This window comes from Streptomyces sp. NPDC018964, from assembly GCF_044390325.1.
Taxonomy (GTDB): Bacteria; Actinomycetota; Actinomycetes; order Streptomycetales; family Streptomycetaceae; genus Streptomyces.
Map to the genome: position 1 here is coordinate 436,072 of NZ_JBIRYZ010000004.1, position 19,424 is coordinate 455,495.

Consider the following 19,424-nt stretch of genomic DNA (forward strand, 5'->3'; position numbering starts at 1 on the left):
GTGCCGTAAAACCGGAGGACGGTGCGGGACCCCACCGGGCATGATCGGTACATGACCAATAGGGCGGGCCGCCGCACCTTCGAGGAGCTGATCGCGGAAGGCGCCTCCGTGCCCACCGAGGGATGGGACTTCTCCTGGTTCGAGGGGCGGGCCGGCGAGGCCCGGCCCTCGTGGGGGTACGCCACGGCGATGGCCGGGTGGCTGGGCCGGGCCGACGCCGTGCTCGACGTCCAGACCGGGGGAGGGGAGGTCCTGGACTTCGCCCTCGCCCACGCCCCCCGGCGGCCCCGGCTCGCCGTCGCCACCGAGGGCTGGGCGCCCAACGTCGCCAGGGCCACGGCCGTGCTCCGGCCGCGCGGTGTCGCCGTCGTGGCCTCGCCCGAGGACGCGCCGCTGCCCTTCGCGGACGGGACCTTCGACCTCGTCGTCAGCCGGCATCCCGTAGAGGCCCCGTGGAAGGAGATCGCGCGGGTCCTCCAGGACGGCGGCGTCTACTTCGCCCAGCACGTCGGGCCCGGCAGCGTCCGCGAACTCGCCGAGTACTTCCTCGGGGCGCTGCCGGACGAGCGGCACGACGCGCGGCATCCGGACCGTGAGCGGCGCGCCGCCGAGGCCGCCGGGCTGGAGATCGTCGACCTGCGGGCCGAACGGCTGCGCGTCGAGTTCCACGACATCGCCGCCGTCGTCCACTTCCTGCGCAAGGTGATCTGGACGGTCCCCGGGTTCACCGTCGAGACGTATCTGCCGCGGCTGCGCGCCCTGCACGAACGGATCGCGACCGAGGGAGCCTTCGTAACCCACAGCACCCGGCACCTCTTCCACGCCCGCAAGGGCGGCGCCCCGCGGCCATGAGTTTCCGCATCGTTATGGGATGCGGCTGGTCCGCGGAGCAGGGAATCACATAGGTTCGGACCAAGGTGATTCGCGCCAGCAAAGCTGCGCGGGGGTGGTGGTACCGCGCAGTGGAGGGGGCTGCGCGGTGCCCCGTTCGGCCCCTTGGGGTCAATCCGGCGTCCGCGCCCAGGTCGCCCGTCGGAGGGATGGCCGAGAGTGTGGTCACCCTGTCGGCGGACGGTGCCCCACGCGGCACGGAGTCCCCACACCGATCGTTCTTCACGCGATTTCGCCGCGTTTCGGCCACCTCGGGCCCCTGGAAAGCGCCTTCCAGGGGCGTCTGCGCGTTGTCGGCCGGTTTCGGAGAGTAGTTGTGGCGCGCCGATGTACGCAGCATCACTTACGAAGGGTTATGGTGGAAACCCCCCCTCGGGCCGGTCCGTCTCCCCCCCCCACGGACCGGCCCGTTTTTTCTCGGCCCCGGGCGGACGCCCGACGGGGCGGTGATCCGGGGGCGGCGGGCAAACCGCGTGCGGCACCCGTACGGGCGCGAGCGGCGAACCGCGCACCGCCGCCGGACGGCCGCCGGGCGGGCGCAACCGTCCAGGACTTTGGGGACCCCCGCCCCGGCAGGGGTACGCTTCGCCTTCGGGGACCGCCACACGGACAGGGGCCACCCGCAGCCGAGACCGGGCCGCCCGCCGCGCGACGCGGCGGGGGAGCGCCGCGCCTGTCCGATCCGCACGGAGGGGCTGACGATCACGTGAACCTGCGCGACAAGCTGCGGAGCCTGCTGGTCAGGCTGTACGCACGCCGGGTGGAAGGTCACCTGGACACCGCTCAGGTGCCCAAGCACATCGGCGTCATCATGGACGGCAACCGCCGCTGGGCGAAGGCCGCGGGTTCCAGCACCGTCCACGGCCACCGGGCCGGCGCGGACAAGATCGGGGAGTTCCTCGGCTGGTGCAGCGAGACGGACGTCGAGGTCGTCACCCTCTGGCTGCTGTCGACGGACAACTTCGACCGGCCGAAGGAGGAGCTCGTCCCGCTCCTCGGCATCATCGAGGACGTGGTGCGCACCCTCGCCGCCGACGGACGCTGGCGGGTCCATCACGTCGGCACGCGCGACCTGCTGCCCTCCGGGATGCAGACCACCCTGAAGGAGGCCGAGCAGGCCACCGCGGACATCGACGGGATAGTGGTCAACGTCGCCATCGGGTACGGCGGCCGCCAGGAGATCGCCGACGCGGTGCGGTCCATGCTGCTGGACGCCCACGAGCGGGGCACGTCGATGGACGAGCTCGCCGAGGCCGTCGACATCGACATGATCGGGCGTCACCTCTACACCCGCGCCCAGCCCGACCCGGACCTTGTCATCCGCACCAGCGGCGAGCAGCGGCTGTCCGGATTCATGCTCTGGCAGACCGCGCACTCGGAGTACTACTTCTGCGACGTGTTCTGGCCGGCCTTCCGCAAGGTCGACTTCCTGCGCGCGATGCGCGACTACGCCGCCCGCCACCGGCGCTACGGCGGCTGAGCACCCCCGCGCATCCTCCGCGGGTCACACGGAGTTCACCGGCGCGCCGTCATATGCCGTGGCATGGCGGCACTCGTTCGAGGGCATAGACCAGACAGGTCGACACCCGAACCACGGGTGTCGGATCTCAGCGGGCGGCGCAGAAGCCGTCCGCCCGGGAGGCCCTTTGCACCAGCCCGACCGTGCGGTCACGGCACGGAAGAAGCGGCGGAGGGCCGGTTTCCGGCCCGCTGTGCATGCGGGCCGTCGACCGGTCCAGTCCCGCCTCGTCGCTCCCCGACCTCATCCGAGGGGGTACGTTCTTCCGTGGTGACCAGCGCAAAGCGCCACAAGCCCGACCGGCGCACCTATGTTCTCGACACCAGTGTCCTGCTCGCCGATCCAGGCGCCCTGACCCGCTTCGACGAGCACGAGGTCGTGCTCCCCGTCGTCGTGGTGACGGAGCTGGAGGCCAAGCGGAACCATCCCGAACTCGGCTATTTCGCCCGTCAGGCGCTGCGCCTGCTGGACGACTACCGGGTGCGGTACGGCCGTCTCGACGCCCCCATCCCGACCGGGGACCTCGGCGGGACGCTGCGGGTCGAGCTCAACCACTCGGACCCCAGCGTGCTGCCCAGCGGCTACCGCCTGGGGGACAACGACTCCCGCATCCTCGCGGTCGCCCGCAACCTGCAGGCCGAGGGGTTCGACGTCACCGTGGTGTCGAAGGACCTCCCGCTCAGGATCAAGGCGTCCTCCGTGGGACTCCTCGCCGAGGAGTACCGCGCGGAGCTCGCCATCACGGACTCCTCCGGCTGGACCGGAATGTCCGAACTGACCCTGCCCGGCGAGCAGGTGGACGTCCTCTTCGAAGAGGGACACGTGTACGTGCCCGAAGCCGCAGGGCTGCCCGTGCACACCGGGCTGACCATCCAGTCCGAGCGCGGCAAGGCGCTCGGACGGGTCACCCCCGAGGGCGACGTCCGTCTGGTGCGCGGCGACCGGGAGGCGTTCGGCATCAAGGGCCGCAGCGCCGAGCAGCGCATCGCGCTCGACCTGCTGCTCGACCCGGGCGTCGGGATCGTGTCCATGGGCGGCCGGGCCGGCACCGGCAAGTCGGCGCTGGCCCTGTGCGCCGGCCTGGAGGCGGTGCTGGAGCGCCGGCAGCACCAGAAGGTGATGGTCTTCCGTCCGCTGTACGCGGTGGGCGGGCAGGAGCTCGGCTATCTGCCGGGTTCCGAGGCGGAGAAGATGAGCCCCTGGGCGCAGGCGGTGTTCGACACGCTGTCGGCGGTCACCAGCCGGGAGGTCATCGAGGAGGTCACCGCGCGCGGCATGCTGGAGGTCCTGCCGCTCACCCACATCCGGGGCCGCTCGCTGCACGACGCGTTCGTGATCGTGGACGAGGCCCAGTCGCTGGAGCGGAACGTCCTGCTGACCGTGCTGTCCCGCATCGGCGCCAACTCGCGGGTCGTCCTGACCCACGACGTCGCCCAGCGGGACAATCTGAGGGTCGGCCGGTACGACGGTGTGGTCGCCGTCGTCGAGAAGCTGAAGGGGCACCCGCTGTTCGCGCACGTCACCCTGACGCGGTCCGAGAGGTCCCAGATCGCCGCACTCGTGACCGAAATGCTCGAAGACGGGCAGATCTGATCCGCACATTCCAACAAGGGTCGGTCACTCGATAGTTGGCGCCGTCCGGAAAGGCGTAGAGCCTAGCCGGGCGGCGTCGGCGTGTGGGCGGATTTCCGGGATTCCCTGGGGCCGAACGAGATGTGAGCTTTCACACGCAACGGAGAATTGCCTTGCGGCGCCGGGTTACGGCAGAGTCTCACTCCTGTCAGGCCCCGCATACGACACACCTGTACCCCTGGGGGTACCCCCACACTTTTGCAGTGGGGGAGGTACGGCACCACAGCAGGACACAGTTCCAACTCCATAGCGTCGTCGTATGCCGCCCGAGCACCACGCGGCGCTCCCGCACGGGAGTTGCCCACCGGGCCCGCGCCTTCCGTGACCCGTAGTTGGGGAGGCCAGTGCCAGGGGCACGATTGCGTCCGCGAGGGTCACCGAAGCGGGCGATGCTGGAAGGAAACCGTGTGAGCCGGATCTCGGTCCGGGGATTCGCAGTGGCCTCGGCCACCGCGGTCACCGCTGTCGGAAGCGTCGTCGGCGTTGCCTCGGGCAGCACCGCGCAGAACAACGACGCCGAAGCGACGGCAAGCGGCACCACGCTGCTCGCGGACATCCCCGCGGGCCAGCAGGCCCAGGTGCAGACCGCGTCCCTGACGCAGCAGGCCGAAACGATGGCCATCGCCGCGGACGCGAGCGCCAAGAAGGACGCCGAGGAGGCAGCCCGCAAGGCCGCCGCCAAGACCGCGATCGCGAAGAAGCAGGAAGCGGCCGACAAGGCGGAGAAGGCGAAGCAGGCGGCCAAGGAGCGCGAGGAGCTCAAGACCGCCTCCAGCCGTTCCACGACCCGCGACGCGTCCAGCTTCCCGGTCCAGTCCTCCTACACGATCGCCGAAGTGCAGGCGATGGCCCGGCAGATCGTCCCGGCGGACCAGTTCCAGTGCTTCAGCACCATCGTGGACCACGAGTCCAGCTGGAACTACAGGGCCGACAACCCCACCTCCGACGCCTACGGTCTGATGCAGGCGCTCCCGGGTTCCAAGATGTCCTCCGCCGGGGCCGACTGGGCGACGAACCCGGCCACCCAGATCAAGTGGGGTCTCGGCTACATGAACGAACGCTACGGCAGCCCGTGCGAGGCCTGGACGTTCTGGCAGGCCAACCACTACTACTAGGCCGACCGGGAGTCCGCCGCCCCCGGCCCCGCTCAACCACGGCACAGCCCCGCACCGTCCTACGGTGTGGGGCTTTCGCCATGTACGGTCTGACCGACGACTCCAGGGGGAGTGGTGGGGAGAAACGGGGGAAGAGGACGGATCATGTCGCGAGTGCCAGGGTGGCTCGGCCGGGTCGGAGCCGGACTGACCGAGGTCAGCAAACGGCTGGAGGAGCGCCGCGCCGAGGTGGAGCGGGAGCGCCGGCCGGACGCCGACGACCCCGGACCCGAACGGGTGGAGCCCTCGCGCCCCGACCCCGAGCCGCCGCCCGAGCGCCCGGCCACCGTCGCCCCGGTCCGCCCCGACCCGGCGCAGGCCGTGCCCTGGGGGGTACGGGTCGCGGCCGAGGCCGGCTGGCGGCTGCTGGTGCTGGCCGGCACGCTCTGGGTGCTCATGCGGATCATCAGCGCCGTACAGCTGGTGGTGCTGGCGTTCGCGGCCGCGCTGCTGATCACCGCGCTGCTGCAGCCGACGGTGGCGCGGATGAAGCGGCTCGGCGTGCCGCGCGGGCCGGCCACCGCACTGACGGCGCTGTTCGGGTTCGTCGTGATCGGCCTCATCGGCTGGTTCGTGACCTGGCAGGTCATGGAGAACATCGACCACCTCTCCGACCAGATCCAGGACGGCATCGACGAGCTGCGCAACTGGCTGCTCAACAGCCCCTTCCACGTCACCGACAAGCAGATCAACGAGATCGCCAAGAACCTGCGGGAGGCGGTCGGAGCCAACACCGAGCAGATCACCTCGGCGGGCCTGGAGGGCGTGACCGTCGTGGTCGAGGCGCTCACCGGCATCCTGCTGGCGGTCTTCTCGACGCTGTTCCTGCTCTACGACGGCAGGCGGATCTGGCAGTGGTCGCTGAAGCTGGTTCCGGCGGCGGCCCGTCCGGGTGTCGCCGGGGCGGGTCCGGCGGCGTGGCGGACGCTGACGGCGTACGTGCGCGGCACGGTGATAGTGGCTCTGATCGACGCGATCTTCATCGGCCTCGGCATCTACTTCCTCGACGTGCCGATGGCGGTGCCGCTCGCCGTGTTCATCTTCCTGTTCTCGTTCATCCCGCTGGTGGGTGCGGTGGTGTCGGGGGCGCTCGCGGTGGTCGTCGCGCTCGTCACCCAGGGGGTGTTCACGGGTGTCATGACGCTGGTGGTGGTGCTGGCGGTACAGCAGATCGAGGGGCACATCCTCCAGCCGTTCATCCTGGGCCGCGCGGTCCGGGTCCATCCGCTCGCGGTGGTGCTGGCGGTCGCCTCGGGCGGCATGGTGGCCGGCATCGGCGGAGCGGTGGTGGCCGTGCCGCTGGTCGCGGTCACCAACACCGTCGTCGGCTATCTGCGCGCGTACTCCCACGAGAAGGCCGAGGTCCAGGCCCCCCGGCCGCGCGGTGCCACGGCGATGTCCGAACCGGACGCCCCACCGCCGGCGGTGTCGGAGGCCCGGCCTCCGACACCGGACACGGAGAAGCGGCCGGGGGACACCGACGAGGAGTAGGCGCGGGCAGCCGCCGTAGCTGCGGGCAGTCGTGCCGCCGCTGCGGGCATCCGTGCCGAGCAGTCCGCATAGCTGCGGGCAGTCGTGCCGCCCTGCGGCACGACTGCCCGCGGCGGGCGCGGGGCACGCGGGACGCGGAGAGCGGGGCACCGAGTGTGCGGAGCCGGGTGCGTGGGGTGTATGGGTGGGCTCGGTCACCGGGTATGCGGGGTGTACGGGTCGGGCCCGTTCACCGGTCATGGTGGACGGGCCCGACACGTGGGACGGCGTGCGGAGTCACTCCGCCAGGGCCGCCTCCGCGTCCAGCGTGGCGGCGACCGCCTGGACCACCGCGGCGATCTTGAAGGCCTCCTGGATGACCTCACGCTCCACGCCGGCCTTGCGCAGCACCTGCTCGTGGGAGTCGAGGCACATGCCGCAGCCGTTGATCGCGGAGACCGCGAAGGACCAGAACTCGAAGTCGACCTTGTCGACGCCCGGGTTGCCGATGACGTTCATCCGCAGCCCGGCGCGCAGGTTGCCGTACTCGTGGTCCGACAGCAGGTGACGGGTGCGGTAGAAGACGTTGTTCATCGCCATCACCGCGGCGGCGGCCTTCGCGGCCGTGTACGCCTCCGGCGACAGGTTCGCCTTCGCCTCCGGCTCCAGCTCGCGCAGCACGATGGCCGAGCGCGAGGCGATCGCCGTCGACAGCACCGTGCCCCACAGCTGCTGGGCCGGCAGGTCCGAGTTGCCGATGACCGAGCCCAGGTTGAGCTTCAGGTCCTTGGCGTAGTCCGGTATGCGGGACTTCAGGGAGTCGAGCGACATGTCAGGTCACTCCCCGGCCAGCAGCGCGACCGGGTCCAGGGTCTCGTCGCCCTTGCTCCAGTTGCACGGGCAGAGCTCGTCGGTCTGCAGGGCGTCCAGGACCCGCAGGACCTCCTTGGGGTTACGGCCGACGGAGCCGGCGGTCACCATGGAGAACTGGATCTCGTTGTTCTGGTCCACGATGAACACGGCACGCTTGGCGAAGCCGTCCTCGCCCTCGATGCCGAGGTCGCGCATCAGCTCGTGCTTGGAGTCCGCCATCATCGGGAACGGCAGGTCGCGCAGGTCGTCGTGGTCCTTGCGCCAGGCGTGGTGGACGAACTCCGAGTCGCCGGAGAAGCCGAGGACCTGGGCGTCACGGTCGGCGAACTCGTCGTTCAGCTTGCCGAAGGCGGCGATCTCGGTCGGGCACACGAAGGTGAAGTCCTTGGGCCACGCGAACACGATCTTCCACTTGCCCTCGTAGGTCTTGTGGGTGATCGTCTCGAACTCCTTGCCCTTCTCCAGCGAGACGCAGGCGGTCAGTTCGAACTCGGGGAACTTGTCACCGACAGTGAGCACAGGCTCTCCTTACAGCAAGGAAATGCCCGGATTGCGAGCATTTCCCATGAGTTGGTCCTTGTTGATGTTGGCACATCGCGCATTGATTAGTGAAATAGCTACACTCGGTCGTGTTGATCGGAGGTAGCTATCAGTGACCGTGGGCAAGAGGCGCAGGCAGCCCAGCTTCGCTCAGCTCCGCGCGTTCGCCGCGGTGGCCGAGCACCTGCACTTCCGGGACGCCGCCTCGGCGATCGGGATGAGCCAGCCGGCGCTGTCGGGTGCCGTGTCGACGCTGGAGGAGACGCTCGGCGTCACCCTCGTGGAGCGTACGACGCGCAAGGTGCTGCTCTCACCGGCCGGTGAGCGGCTCGCCGCCCGCGCCAAGGCCGTACTCGGCGAGGTCGACGCGCTGCTGGAGGAGGCGGACGCGCTGCGGGCGCCGTTCACCGGGGTGCTGCGGCTCGGGGTGATCCCGACCGTCGCGCCCTACCTGCTGCCGACGGTCCTGCGACTGGTCCGCGGCCGCTATCCGCTTCTCGACCTCCAGGTGCACGAGGAGCAGACCGCGAGCCTGCTGGACGGACTGGCCGCCGGCCGGCTCGACCTGCTGCTGCTCGCCGTGCCCCTCGGCGTGCCCGGCGTGACCGAGATCCCCCTCTTCGACGAGGACTTCGTCCTGGTCACCCCGCTCGGCCACCGGCTCGGCGGCCGGGAGGGCATCCCCCGCGCGGTGCTGCGCGAGCTGAACCTGCTGCTGCTCGACGAGGGCCACTGCCTGCGCGATCAGGCCCTGGACATCTGCCGGGAGGCCGGACGGGCCGACGTCCCGGCCACGACGACGGCGGCCGGACTGGCCACGCTCGTCCAACTGGTCGCGGGCGGCCTCGGGGTGACCCTGCTGCCGCGCACCGCCGTCCAGGTCGAGACCGCCCGCTCCAACCGGCTGCTCACCGCCTGCTTCGCCGACCCGGCCCCCTCCCGCCGCATCGCCCTCGCCATGCGCACGGGCACGGCGAGGGCGGCGGAGCACAGGGAACTGGCGGCGGCCCTGCGGGCGGCGATGCGGGACCTTCCGGTACGGATGGTGGGGAGCTGAGCGCCCCACCATCCGCACGGCCCCACCCCCTGTACGGCCCCCGCGGCCCGTACGGTTCACTCCGTGCGCAGGCCGTCCGGGCGCATCATGCGCAGCAGCGGGGGCAGGCTCAGCAGCGTCACCACGAGGACCACGCCCGCGCCCATGCCGGTCATCCGCAGCACGCTCGGCCAGTCCACGCCGACCGGTGTCGCGGTCATCTTCAGCAGCACCGCGCCCAGGGCGATGCCCACCACCGAGGCCAGCAGCAGCCCCAGGCCGATCGGGACCGCCGTCTGCCACAGCACCGACAGGCTCAGCGTGCGGCGCCGGGTGCCGAAGGCGACCAGGGCCGACAGCAGCTTGCGGCGTTCCCGCAACTGCTCCAGCTGGGAGACCAGCAGGCTCGCCCCGATCAGCGCCAGCACGGCGGCGGCGCCGACGAACAGGCCCGTACGGATGGACTCGTAGCGTTCGGAATACTCGACGGAGTTCCACGTCGACGGATGGGACAGCGGGTCGATCGCGGCCGCCGCGTTGCGTATGTGCTCGCGGGCGTACGGCACCGAGTCGTCGACCGACAGGTACAGCTCGCCGGTGACCGCCTCCGCGATGTCCGCGGGCACCGCCGCCGGGGTCAGGAGGAAGCCGCCGCGCCTGTTCCCGGTCGGGTCCTCGATGGAGTCGGCCTGCTTCAGCCCCTCGGGGAGGGTCCAGGCGACGCTCTTCCCGTTGCCGTCGCCGACGTACTTCTCCAGGTACAGCTTCTGGCCCGGCCTGCTCAGCGACGGGGTGTCGGTGTCGTACTCGCCGCCCCGGAGCGTGAACACGTCGCCGTCCGCGCACGAGGGCAGCTTCGCCACCTCGCGCAGGGTCGCGCAGTCACCGATGGTCAGCTGGGCGGTGCGCTGCGGATCCTTGTCCCAGGGCCGGTCGGCGAAGTACCCCTCGGACAGCGGGTAGACCTTGCGGACGCCCTCGGTCTCCTCGAGTTTCGTGGTGGCGGCGGCGAGTTCGGTGCCCTCCGGCACCCGTACCTGCATCTGCGCCAGTGACGTGTCGTAGCCGGTCTCCTCGGTGTAGTCGCCCTCCACCCCGGCGAACAGCATCTGCAGCGCGATCGCGCCGGCCACCGCGACCGCGATGCCGTTGACCATGCGGGCCGCCGCGCCGCTGCTCAGCTGCAGGCGGCGCACCGCGAGCTGCCAGGAGACGCTGCCCGGGCCGAGCCGGGCGACGACCGTCTCCACGATCCACGGCAGCAGCGCGGTGACGCCGACGAGCAGACAGATGACACCGCCGGTGACCAGGTACTGGTTGAAGTTCCCGTTCTCCCGGCCCTGGCCGATCATGGGGAACAGCATGCCGGTCCCGGCCAGCGGCAGCAGCAGCCGCCACCACAGCCGGCGGCGGGCGGGCCGCGCCGTGCGCACCACGCCCAGCGGCTCGATGACCACCCCGCGCAGCGCCAGCAGCGTCACCAGCACGGCGGCCCCCGGGACCGCCACCGCGACCAGCAGCGCCAGCAGCGGCGAGGGGTTCAGATAGCTCGGGAAGACACTGATGCGGAACACCTCGACGGACGCCGCGAACTCACGTCCCGCCAGGAAGAACCCGGTGCCGAACACCAGCCCGAGCAGCGCCCCGCCGAGCGCCTCGCCCGCGGCGATCCGCCGGGTCATGCCGCCGTCGGAGCCGACCAGCCGCAGCGCGGCCAGCCTGCGGTCGCGCCGCTCGCCGCCGAACCGCACGGCCGCGGCGATGAACACGGCGACCGGCATCAGCAGCACCACGAAGACGACCAGGACCAGCAGTACGAGGACCGGGTCCGCCTCCTCCTCCACCGGGTCGGGGCTCCCGAAGGAGTCGATACGGCCCACCAGCCCGTCGCTGGGCCGCTCCGCGAGGCCCTCGGCGCCCGCGTAGTAGGCGAGTTCCTGCGCGCCGATCAGCCCCTGCTCGCCGATGGTCCCCACGATGTCGTACGGCAGCCGCTCCCGCAGCAGTGCGCCGTCGTCGGAGGCGAGGAACTCCTTCAGCGCGGGGGAGACCACCATGTCGCCCGGCGCCGGGAACTCCCGCAGTCCCGGCGGCAGCGGGGCCTTGTCGCCCTCCGGTTCCAGCAGCCGGCCGCGGATGTCCCGGCCGTCGAACTCGGTGTCGTTGTCCGCGGTCATCAGGGTGTCGTCGGCGCGCTCGATCTTCTCGCCGTAGGTGTAGTTGAGCCGCGCCTCCTCCCGCCGGTCCCGCTCCGCCAGCGCGCCGGGCAGGGCGGTGGTGAGCAGCAGCAGCGCCACCCCCAGCCCGACGCCGACGGCGGTGAGCAGCGCCCTGATCCACCCCTCGCGCCCGCCGGCGAAGGCGAACCGCAGCCCCATGCCGAGGTCCCGCGCCCACTGACCAGCACTCATACGACGCGCTCCATGTCCCGGGACTTCCCGTCGCGCACGACGACCTCGCGGTCGGAGTACGCGGCCACCCGCACCTCGTGCGTGACGAGGACGACGGCGGCGTTGGTGGACCGGGCGGCGTCGGTGAGCAGCTCCATCACCCGCTCGCCGTTGAGGGAGTCCAGCGCGCCGGTCGGCTCGTCGGCGAACAGCACCCGCGGGCCGGTGACCAGCGACCGGGCCACGGCGACCCGCTGGCCCTGACCGCCGGAGACCTCGCCGGGGCGCTTCTTGCGGACGTCGTCGACCTCCAGGCGCTCCATCCAGGTCAGCGCGGCCCGCTCGGCCTCCTTGCGGGACGTGCCGTTCAGCCGCAGCGGCAGGGCGACGTTCTCCACACAGGTGAGCTCCGGCACGAGCTGCCCGAACTGGAAGACGAAGCCGAACTCCGAGCGCCTGAGCGCGCTGCGCTCGGTGTCGCTCATGGCGGTCAGCTCACGCCCGTTGTACGTGATCGACCCGGAGTCGGGGGTGACGATCCCGGCGAGGCAGTGCAGCAGCGTGGACTTGCCCGACCCGGAGGGTCCCATCACGGCGACGACCTCGCCGGGGTGGATGGAGAAGGCGGCGCCGTCGAGCGCGGTGGTGGGGCCGTAGGCCTTGCGCAGGTCCTGCGCGGTGAGCAGGGAACCGGGGGGAGGGGCCGTGGTCATCGGGTCACCGCCGCACGGAGCTTGTCGAGACGCGCCGCGGTCAGCTCCAGCCAGCGCAGGTCGGCCTCGAGGTGGAAGAGGGCGTGGTCGCAGATGAGCTGGTCGGCGAGGTCGCCGTTGCGCTTGCGGTCGGTGAGGATCCGCATGCCGCGCAGGTGCTCCGAGCGCTGCGTGTCGAGGATGTCGGCGGCGTCCCGGCTGGTGAGCAGGGCGAGGACGACCTTGGTGTAGAGCGTCGACTGGAGGTACGGCTCCGGCTTCTCCGGCGTGGCGAGCCAGCGCTCGACGTCGGTGACGCCGGCTTCGGTGATCGCGTACCGCTTCCGCTCGGGGCCGCCGCCGGCCTCGATGCCGTCGACTTCGACGAGCCCGTTCTTCAGCAGGCGGGACATCGTCGAGTAGACCTGGCCGTAGTGCAACGGCCGGTCGTGACCGAACTTCTCGTCGAAGGCCCGCTTCAGGTCGTAACCGTGACGCGGACCGGACTCCAGGAGCCCCAGGAGGGTGTGACCGATGGACATGCGGAGCACTGTACACACGGTGTATACGCGGTGTGTATACACGGAGTGTGCAGGTCACGCCGGGGTGTACGGAGGCGCAGGTGGGGGCCAGGTGGGGGCCGATTGTCACGGTTCCGCTACGGGGCAGGACGGACTGCGCGCGGGCGTCGACGGGGCAGGGCGGGTTGTGCGCGGGCGCCGGTGATGTGGGACGGGCCATGTGCGGGCGCCGACGGAGCGGGACGGGCTGTGCACGGGTGTCGATGGGGTGGGCGTGTGCGGGTCGGCTCGTGCGGTGCTCGAGGGTGGGGCCCCTCAGGCCGGCGGGGGTCCGGAGGCGGAGCCCCCGGGCGGTCGCCCGCGGCGGGGGAGGGGCCCGGTGTCACCGGGCAGCCTCCCCGCCTCCGCCAGCGCCCGCCGCAGCAGGAACTCGATCTGCGCGTTGGCGGAGCGCAGCTCGTCGTTGGCCCAGCGCGCCAGCGCCTCGTACACCGACGGGTCCAGCCGCAGCAGTACCTGCTTGCGCTGCGGCCGGCCCTGGGGGGCCGAACCCCCGGACGGAGTCGTCACTGGTAGAGCGTCCCGGTGTTGAGAACCGGCTGCGCGGAGCGGTCACCGCACAGCACCACCATCAGGTTGGACACCATCGCCGCCTTCCGTTCGGGGTCCAGCTCCACGATGTCCTGCTCCTGGATCCGGGCCAGGGCCGACTCGACCATGCCCACGGCGCCCTCCACGATCTGCTGCCGCGCCGCCACGACCGCGCCGGCCTGCTGCCGCTGGAGCATCGCCGAGGCGATCTCGGGAGCGTACGCGAGGTGCGTGAACCGGGACTCGATGATCTGCACACCGGCCGCCTCCACGCGCGCGTGCAGCTCGACGGCGAGCTTCTCGGTGATCTCCTCGGCGTTGCCGCGCAGCGAGAGGCCGTCCTCGTCGTGGGCGTCGTAGGGGTACTCGATGGCGATGTGCCGCACGGCCGCCTCGGTCTGGGTGGAGACGAACTCGATGTAGTCGTCGACCTCGAAGGTGGCCTGGGCGGTGTCCTCCACCCGCCACACCACGACCGCGGCCAGCTCGATCGGGTTGCCGTAGGCGTCGTTCACCTTCAGGACGGCGGTCTCGTGGTTGCGCACCCGCGTCGATATCTTCCTGCGGGAGGTGAGGGGGTTCACCCAGCGCAGCCCGTCCTGCCGGATCGTGCCCCGGTAGCGGCCGAAGAGCTGCACCACCCGGGCCTCGCCCGGCGCCACCATGTTCAGCCCGCACATGGCGAGGAACGCGGCGACGGCGACCAGGACGCCGGCGACGATCAGTACGGCCTTGGCGCCGACCCCGCCGACCGCCGTCGCGGTGGCGATCAGCGTCGCGCCGATGACCAGTCCGACCAGTCCGAGCAGCAGCGCCAGCCCGCCGCCGATGCTGTGCGCCGCGAATTCCCGCACGCGTGGCGCCGGCATCTCGGGCACGTCGGCCGTGACCTGCGTGTCGTGTGTGGACATGGGTGATCCCCCGTTTCTCCGGGTGCCCGCCGAGCGGCTAGCACCTGCTTATCTAAGTGATATCAGATTACTCCGTCCCGACAACCTCACGCCCCTTTCGGACGTCGGTTCCGTTGGAGCGGGTGCTGATTGTCACGTCCGTAAAGGACGGATCGGCGGCTCTTTGTCATAGCTCCCGGTGTTAGCTTTCTGAGCTGACCTGAGCGGCGAACTGGTGTGGCTGAAGAGCACACACGAACGAAGCGGAGCGGAACGGACGCATGGGACGAGCGGAAGAAAGACGCGCACGACAGCGCGGTGGGCGCCGTGCGGCACCCAAGGGCCGCCGTTCGTCGGGCGCGGCCGGCCGCGGCGGCATACGCCGCCTCTTCACCTGGAAGAAGATCCTCGGCACGTTCTTCGGCCTCTGCCTGCTCGGCATGGGCGCCTTCATCGTGCTGTACATGGTGATCGACATCCCCGAGGGGAACGCCGACGCCGAACTGCAGGGCAATGTCTACAAGTACAGCGACGGCTCGATCATGGCCCGCAAGGGCTACAACCGCGAGATCGTCGACCTCGCCAAGGTGCCCAAGGACGTCCAGCGCACCTTCGTCGCCGCCGAGAACAAGTCGTTCTACAAGGACTCCGGCGTCGACCTCAGGGGCACCGCGCGCGGCGTGCTCAACACGCTCTCCGGCAAGGGCGCGCAGGGCGGTTCCACGATCACCCAGCAGTACGTCAAGAACTACTACCTGACCCAGGAACAGACCGTCAGCCGCAAGCTGAAGGAACTGGTCATCTCCCTGAAGCTGGACCGGGAGAAGTCCAAGGACTACATCCTCGCCGGCTACATCAACACCAGCTACTACGGCCGCGGCGCCTACGGGATCCAGGCCGCAGCGCAGGCCTACTACCGCGTCGACGCCGAGGACCTCACCGTCGAGCAGGGCGCGTACCTCGCCGCGCTGCTCCAGGCGCCGAACCAGTACGACTGGGCGATCGCCAGCGACACCGGCAGGAGGCTCGTCCAGGAGCGCTGGAACTACGTCCTGGACAACATGGTCGAGCAGAAGTGGCTGGACCGGGCCGACCGCCGGGGCATGGAGTTCCCCGTCCCCGAGGAGCCCAAGGCCGCCCCCGGCATGGAGGGCCAGGCCGGGTACCTGGTGGAGGCGGCCAACACCGCGATCAAGCAACAGCTCGTCGCCCAGGGCACCGCCGAGGACATGAAGCAGGCCGACGCCATGCTGGACCTCGGCGGCTACACCATCACGCTCAACATCGACAAGAAGAAGCAGAAGGCGCTGGAGAAGGCGGTCAAGGACAAGCTCACCAGCAGGCTCGACCCCGACAAGCGCGAGGTCGACGCCGACGTCCAGGCCGGTGCCGTGTCCGTCGACCCGAAGACGGGCGCGGTCGTGGCGATGTACGGCGGCGTGGACTACGTGAAGCACTACCGGAACAACGCCACCCGTGACGACTACCAGGCCGCCTCGACCTTCAAGCCGGTGATCCTCGCCGCGGCCGTGGACCAGGACTCCGAGACGCAGGACGGCGTGCCGATCACGGCGAACACGCTGTACGACGGCACGAGCGAGCGCCCCGTGATGGACGGCGGCAAGAAGGTCGGCTTCGCGCCGCCCAACGAGGACGACCAGAACTACGGCGACATCACCGTCCAGGAGGCGATGAACAAGTCCGTCAACTCGGTCTTCGCGCAGATGGGCATCGACGTCGGCATGACCGAGGTGGTGGAGACCGCGGGCGAACTCGGCATGGAGACCGAGGGCATGGAGGCCGTGCCCGCGCAGACCCTGGGCAGTATGGGCGCGAGCCCGCTGGAGATGGCCGGCGTCTACGCCACCCTCGACAACCACGGCAAGAAGGTCACCCCGGCGATCGTGAAGTCGGTCGAGCACAAGGACCGCGCGGTCGAGTTCCCCGACCCGATCGGTGAGCGGGTCATCAGCCGCGAGGCCGCCGACACGGTGACCTCCGTGCTCACCGGCGTGGTCGACGACGGTACGGCCCAGAAGTCCGTGCGGGACAACCCGCTGCGCGGCGGCCAGCAGGTCGCCGGCAAGACCGGTACGTCCGACAACAACAAGTCGGCCTGGTTCACCGGGTTCACCCCCGAACTGGTCACCTCGGTCGGTCTGTTCGGCGAGGACTCGAAGACGTTCGCCCAGGTTCCGATGTACCGGGCGGCCGGCGTCGACTACCGCGTCAACGGCGGTGGCCCCCCGGCGGAGATCTGGGCCGCGTACACCTTCGGTGTCATGGACGAGGTCACCGAGTTCGACCTGGACACCAAGCAGGGCGCCGCGGTGAAGCCGAGCGACTCGCCGTCGGTCTCGCAGTCGCCGTCCCGGACGCCGAGCGAGGAGCCGACGACCGAGGAGTCGGCCACCGAGGAGGAGCCCTCCGAGACCCCGTCCCAGACGCCGACGTCGGAGCCGCCCGCCGAGACGCCGACGTCGGAGCCGCCCGCCGAGACGCCCGTCGAGACGCCGACGCTCGAACTTCCGGGCGACCCGGACGACCCGGAGAACGAGCAGGAACAGTAGAAGACGCAACAGTTGAAGCGGGTCCGATGATTCACCCGACGTTCACCCGAATGTCACCGCGACGGGCCCGCTCAACCGAACCGCCCTATCGTGGTGCGCATGCTTCAGCAGCAGAACATCCGTACCCGTCTCGTCCGTGATGCCCGAATACGGGAGACGGAGCCCCGGGTGAACCCCCTGGACCGCTACCGCGCGTCGCTGTACGACGCGATACGGAACATGGGCGCCTACGGGGCGAAGGCAGAGGCGGAAAGGCGCATGGACGGTGGTGATGGCCTCAGGTTCTGACCCGTACGCGGAGGAACCCCGCGGGCGCACCACGGGGGACAAGTACTTCAAGGAGTTCGTGAGGCTCGTGCACGTGAGCCTGCGGAGCTGGTGGTGGGGCGAACCGTTGGCCGCGACGTTCGGCGGGGTCGGCGGGGCCTGGCTCGGCCACGACGACGACCTGCCGCTGGACGAGGTGACGGGTGTCGCCGTCTCCATGGTGGGTGTCATCATCGGGGCCGTGTTCGCCATCCTCGCGATGATCACACGCGCCTGCGACAACTCGTTCCTGAGGAAGGCGAGGAAAGCGGGTCTGCTGCCCGTCGTGCACTATCTGTGGCCGTTCTTCACCATCATCGCGATGGGCGTCCTGTCCATCCTCTTCCTGATGGTGGTGGCCGGCGTGTCCGAGGAGGCCCCGCCGGCCCTGCGCATGACGGCCGGTGCGGCGGCGGGCTTCTGCGTCCTGTGGACGCTGGCCGGACTGCTCCCCGCGCTGGGGGCGCTCATCGTCTTCACCCGCCTCATCGAGAAGACCTCCGGCATACAGGAATGACGCCTGCGGAGACGAAACCGGTGCGGGAAGCGCGTACCGCGTCTCCCGCACCGGTCGGTCATGGCTTCACCACGTCACTCGTCGACGTTGAGCACCAGGTGGATGTGACGGCCCACGATGGTGATGTAACCGTCGCCGTAGGCGGAGCGGTAGTGTCCGGTTCCGCCGGTGATGGCGGTCTTGGACGTCACCTGCTCCGGCGGGCTGTACCTGATCATGTCGCTGAGCGTCAGGGTGCCGTTCGCCATGCGCAGCACACGGGTGCACTGCGCGGTCACCTCGTCGCCCTGGACCTTGACCGCCACGCACTCCGACTGGCCGTCGCCGACGTGCCGGAGCTTCTTCTTCCCCGCGTCCTTCCCGTCGGACGCGGCGGTTTCCTTGGCGTACAGATCCAGGTGGTTCGTCCAGGCGTCGCCGGTCGAGACGCCCTGGGCCGGCCAGGTGTCGAGCCGGCTGATGCCGAGGAGCTCGACCCTCTCGGTGTCGATCTCGTCCTTCTCCTCGGCGGCGTGCGCCAGTGTCGGGAAGAGGGCGAGTGTGGCGGCGAGGGTGGTGACGGCAACCCCGCGGACAGCCGATGTGATCACGGAACCTCCAGTCCGGGCGGGGTCAGTCATCGACGGAAAGGTCGAAGTGGACGCGGTTGCCGTCGAGGGTGATGTAGCCCTCGCCCTCAGCGTCGTTGTAGACGCCGGTGCCACCCGCGATGGCGGTCTTGCTGGTGACCCGCTGGTCGCCCTTGCGGCTGATCATGTCGTGGAGGGTGATCTCCCCGTCATGCATACGCAGCACCCGCGTGCACTGGGCGGTGACCTTCTTGCCGACTTCGACGGCGGTACACCGGGATCCGGCGTCGCCGACGTGCTTCTTCTCGGTGGGCGAGTACAAGTGCATGTACGTGGTCCAGGTGTCGCCCGCCTTGAGGGTCTTGGGGCTCGTGTCGGTCTCGACGACCCCGACGAGCTGCAACCGCACGATCTCTTCGTCCCCGACGTCTGCGGCAGCCTGCGAGGTGAACGAGAAGGAGAGGGCTGCGGCCAGAGCGCCGACGGTCAGGGCGCTGCGGACGGTGGCAGAGGGCATGAATCCTCCAGGTGTGCTGTGGACGCTCGACATGGAGGAGCGTCGGTGACGCATTCCACGCACTGGGACCCCGCCGTGCAACGCACCGTGCGCGGCGGACCACGCGAACCACTCGAACAGCGGCACGCCTTGTCCCCCTTGCGGCCGCCCACACACCGCCACCGTGTCCGCGGCTACGGACCCGCGACCACCGTGTTCGCAGGTGAGGGCCTGCGGCCGCCGTGTCCGCGGCTGCACCCGTGACCACCACGTTCGCAAGCGCGGGCCTCGTGGCCGCCGTGTCCGCGGGTACGAGCCCGTCACCGCTGTGTCCGCGGGTGGGGGCCCGCGACCACCGTGTTCGCAGGTGAGGGCCTGCGGCCGCCGTGTCCGCGGCTGCGCCCGTGACCACCACGTTCGCAAGCGCGGGCCGTGACCACCGCGTTCGCAAGTGCGGGCCTATGGCCACCGTGTTCGCAGGTGCGGGCCTGGGGCCGCCGTGTTCGCGGGTACGCGCTCCTCGCCGCCGTGCCCCGCAGGTACGAGCCGTCGCCCGGTGCACCGGTGGTGACGGCCGGGGCGGAGTTCACCAGGCCGTCCCGCCGGGCACCGCGTGTCCCGGGGGCGCGTACCCCGTGGCGTTCGTGTGCCGGGCAGGGGTCCAGGGCCGCCGGCCGGGGGGGGGGGGGGGCCCCCCCCCCCCCCCCGCCGCCCCCCCCCCCCGCCCCCCCCGCCCCCCCCCCCCCCCCCCCCCCCCCCCCCCCGGG

18 protein-coding genes are annotated in these 19,424 nt (G+C 70.6%); 9 read left to right on the top strand and 9 right to left on the bottom strand.

Annotated features, from left to right (window positions below; genetic code table 11):
* Nucleotides 1-51 precede the first annotated feature (51 nt).
* From ACH5AO_RS09775 to ACH5AO_RS09795, 5 genes are all read left to right on the top strand, one after another.
* A complete protein-coding gene (locus ACH5AO_RS09775; protein ID WP_398923571.1) occupies nt 52-852 on the top strand; it encodes a class I SAM-dependent methyltransferase in 801 nt (266 codons plus the stop codon).
* Between the two features lie 745 nt (nt 853-1,597).
* A complete protein-coding gene (locus tag ACH5AO_RS09780; protein ID WP_398923573.1) occupies nt 1,598-2,371 on the top strand; it encodes an isoprenyl transferase in 774 nt (257 codons plus the stop codon).
* 306 nt (nt 2,372-2,677) lie between these two features.
* Entirely contained in the window at nt 2,678-4,003 is a 1,326-nt protein-coding gene (locus ACH5AO_RS09785) for a PhoH family protein (protein ID WP_398923575.1), read from the top strand.
* A 446-nt stretch (nt 4,004-4,449) separates the two neighbouring features.
* Nucleotides 4,450-5,157 carry a transglycosylase SLT domain-containing protein gene (locus ACH5AO_RS09790; RefSeq protein WP_398923576.1) on the top strand — a complete coding sequence of 236 codons (708 nt, stop codon included), beginning with the start codon at nt 4,450-4,452 and terminating at the stop codon, nt 5,155-5,157.
* 144 nt (nt 5,158-5,301) lie between these two features.
* Nucleotides 5,302-6,687, top strand: a complete 1,386-nt coding sequence (locus ACH5AO_RS09795; protein ID WP_398923578.1) for an AI-2E family transporter — start codon at nt 5,302-5,304, stop codon at nt 6,685-6,687.
* 276 nt (nt 6,688-6,963) lie between these two features.
* On the opposite strand, the gene ACH5AO_RS09800 is transcribed toward ACH5AO_RS09795, so the two are convergent.
* Together ACH5AO_RS09800 and ACH5AO_RS09805 are read right to left on the bottom strand one after the other, a co-directional pair.
* The gene (locus tag ACH5AO_RS09800; RefSeq protein WP_217129338.1) at nt 6,964-7,497 is read right to left on the bottom strand and encodes an alkyl hydroperoxide reductase; all 534 of its coding nucleotides are present in this window, start codon (nt 7,495-7,497) and stop codon (nt 6,964-6,966) included.
* A 6-nt stretch (nt 7,498-7,503) separates the two neighbouring features.
* The gene (locus ACH5AO_RS09805) at nt 7,504-8,058 is read right to left on the bottom strand and encodes a peroxiredoxin (protein WP_398923580.1); all 555 of its coding nucleotides are present in this window, start codon (nt 8,056-8,058) and stop codon (nt 7,504-7,506) included.
* Between the two features lie 133 nt (nt 8,059-8,191).
* On the opposite strand from ACH5AO_RS09805, the gene ACH5AO_RS09810 reads away from it, so the two are divergent.
* A complete protein-coding gene (locus ACH5AO_RS09810) occupies nt 8,192-9,136 on the top strand; it encodes a LysR substrate-binding domain-containing protein (RefSeq protein WP_398923582.1) in 945 nt (314 codons plus the stop codon).
* Nucleotides 9,137-9,192: 56 nt separating this feature from the next.
* Here the strand turns inward: ACH5AO_RS09810 and ACH5AO_RS09815 are convergent, their stop codons facing one another.
* The 5 genes from ACH5AO_RS09815 to ACH5AO_RS09835 form a co-directional block, all read right to left on the bottom strand.
* Nucleotides 9,193-11,526, bottom strand: coding sequence for an ABC transporter permease (locus tag ACH5AO_RS09815; protein WP_398923585.1), 2,334 nt, complete (start codon nt 11,524-11,526; stop codon nt 9,193-9,195).
* Nucleotides 11,523-12,218 carry an ABC transporter ATP-binding protein gene (locus tag ACH5AO_RS09820; RefSeq protein ID WP_398923587.1) on the bottom strand — a complete coding sequence of 232 codons (696 nt, stop codon included), beginning with the start codon at nt 12,216-12,218 and terminating at the stop codon, nt 11,523-11,525. Before ACH5AO_RS09820 ends, ACH5AO_RS09815 begins: the two co-directional genes overlap by 4 nt.
* Complete coding sequence (locus tag ACH5AO_RS09825) at nt 12,215-12,739, bottom strand: PadR family transcriptional regulator (protein ID WP_398923589.1); 525 nt, start codon at nt 12,737-12,739, stop codon at nt 12,215-12,217. The genes ACH5AO_RS09820 and ACH5AO_RS09825 overlap by 4 nt, the downstream gene beginning before the upstream one ends.
* A gap of 294 nt (nt 12,740-13,033) precedes the next feature.
* Entirely contained in the window at nt 13,034-13,288 is a 255-nt protein-coding gene (locus tag ACH5AO_RS09830) for a hypothetical protein (protein ID WP_398923591.1), read from the bottom strand.
* Entirely contained in the window at nt 13,285-14,220 is a 936-nt protein-coding gene (locus tag ACH5AO_RS09835; RefSeq protein WP_398923593.1) for an SPFH domain-containing protein, read from the bottom strand. The genes ACH5AO_RS09830 and ACH5AO_RS09835 overlap by 4 nt, the downstream gene beginning before the upstream one ends.
* 260 nt (nt 14,221-14,480) lie before the next feature.
* On the opposite strand from ACH5AO_RS09835, the gene ACH5AO_RS09840 reads away from it, so the two are divergent.
* The 3 genes from ACH5AO_RS09840 to ACH5AO_RS09850 all read left to right on the top strand — a co-directional run bounded on the left by ACH5AO_RS09840 (nt 14,481) and on the right by ACH5AO_RS09850 (nt 17,592).
* Nucleotides 14,481-16,769, top strand: coding sequence for a transglycosylase domain-containing protein (locus tag ACH5AO_RS09840; protein WP_398923595.1), 2,289 nt, complete (start codon nt 14,481-14,483; stop codon nt 16,767-16,769).
* 99 nt (nt 16,770-16,868) lie between these two features.
* Nucleotides 16,869-17,057 carry a hypothetical protein gene (locus ACH5AO_RS09845; protein WP_398923597.1) on the top strand — a complete coding sequence of 63 codons (189 nt, stop codon included), beginning with the start codon at nt 16,869-16,871 and terminating at the stop codon, nt 17,055-17,057.
* On the top strand, nt 17,041-17,592 hold the full coding sequence (locus tag ACH5AO_RS09850; RefSeq protein WP_398923599.1) for a hypothetical protein: 552 nt from the start codon (nt 17,041-17,043) through the stop codon (nt 17,590-17,592). Before ACH5AO_RS09845 ends, ACH5AO_RS09850 begins: the two co-directional genes overlap by 17 nt.
* A gap of 74 nt (nt 17,593-17,666) precedes the next feature.
* Here ACH5AO_RS09850 and ACH5AO_RS09855 read toward each other — a convergent pair whose 3' ends face one another.
* A complete protein-coding gene (locus tag ACH5AO_RS09855; protein WP_398923601.1) occupies nt 17,667-18,182 on the bottom strand; it encodes a hypothetical protein in 516 nt (171 codons plus the stop codon).
* Nucleotides 18,183-18,204: 22 nt separating this feature from the next.
* The gene (locus ACH5AO_RS09860) at nt 18,205-18,678 is read right to left on the bottom strand and encodes a hypothetical protein (protein ID WP_398923603.1); all 474 of its coding nucleotides are present in this window, start codon (nt 18,676-18,678) and stop codon (nt 18,205-18,207) included.
* Nucleotides 18,679-19,424: the final 746 nt, after the last annotated feature.

Bases quoted from the DNA above. Each gene is read 5' to 3' on its own strand.
- ACH5AO_RS09775 (WP_398923571.1), top strand. From the start codon at position 52: ATGACCAATAGGGCGGGCCGCCGCACCTTCGAGGAGCTGATCGCGGAA.
- ACH5AO_RS09795 (WP_398923578.1), top strand. From the start codon at position 5,302: ATGTCGCGAGTGCCAGGGTGGCTCGGCCGGGTCGGAGCCGGACTGACC.
- ACH5AO_RS09800 (WP_217129338.1), bottom strand. From the start codon at position 7,497: ATGTCGCTCGACTCCCTGAAGTCCCGCATACCGGACTACGCCAAGGAC.
- ACH5AO_RS09815 (WP_398923585.1), bottom strand. From the start codon at position 11,526: ATGAGTGCTGGTCAGTGGGCGCGGGACCTCGGCATGGGGCTGCGGTTC.
- ACH5AO_RS09820 (WP_398923587.1), bottom strand. From the start codon at position 12,218: ATGACCACGGCCCCTCCCCCCGGTTCCCTGCTCACCGCGCAGGACCTG.
- ACH5AO_RS09825 (WP_398923589.1), bottom strand. From the start codon at position 12,739: ATGTCCATCGGTCACACCCTCCTGGGGCTCCTGGAGTCCGGTCCGCGT.
- ACH5AO_RS09835 (WP_398923593.1), bottom strand. From the start codon at position 14,220: ATGTCCACACACGACACGCAGGTCACGGCCGACGTGCCCGAGATGCCG.
- ACH5AO_RS09840 (WP_398923595.1), top strand. From the start codon at position 14,481: ATGGGACGAGCGGAAGAAAGACGCGCACGACAGCGCGGTGGGCGCCGT.
- ACH5AO_RS09845 (WP_398923597.1), top strand. From the start codon at position 16,869: ATGCTTCAGCAGCAGAACATCCGTACCCGTCTCGTCCGTGATGCCCGA.
- ACH5AO_RS09850 (WP_398923599.1), top strand. From the start codon at position 17,041: ATGGCCTCAGGTTCTGACCCGTACGCGGAGGAACCCCGCGGGCGCACC.
- ACH5AO_RS09860 (WP_398923603.1), bottom strand. From the start codon at position 18,678: ATGCCCTCTGCCACCGTCCGCAGCGCCCTGACCGTCGGCGCTCTGGCC.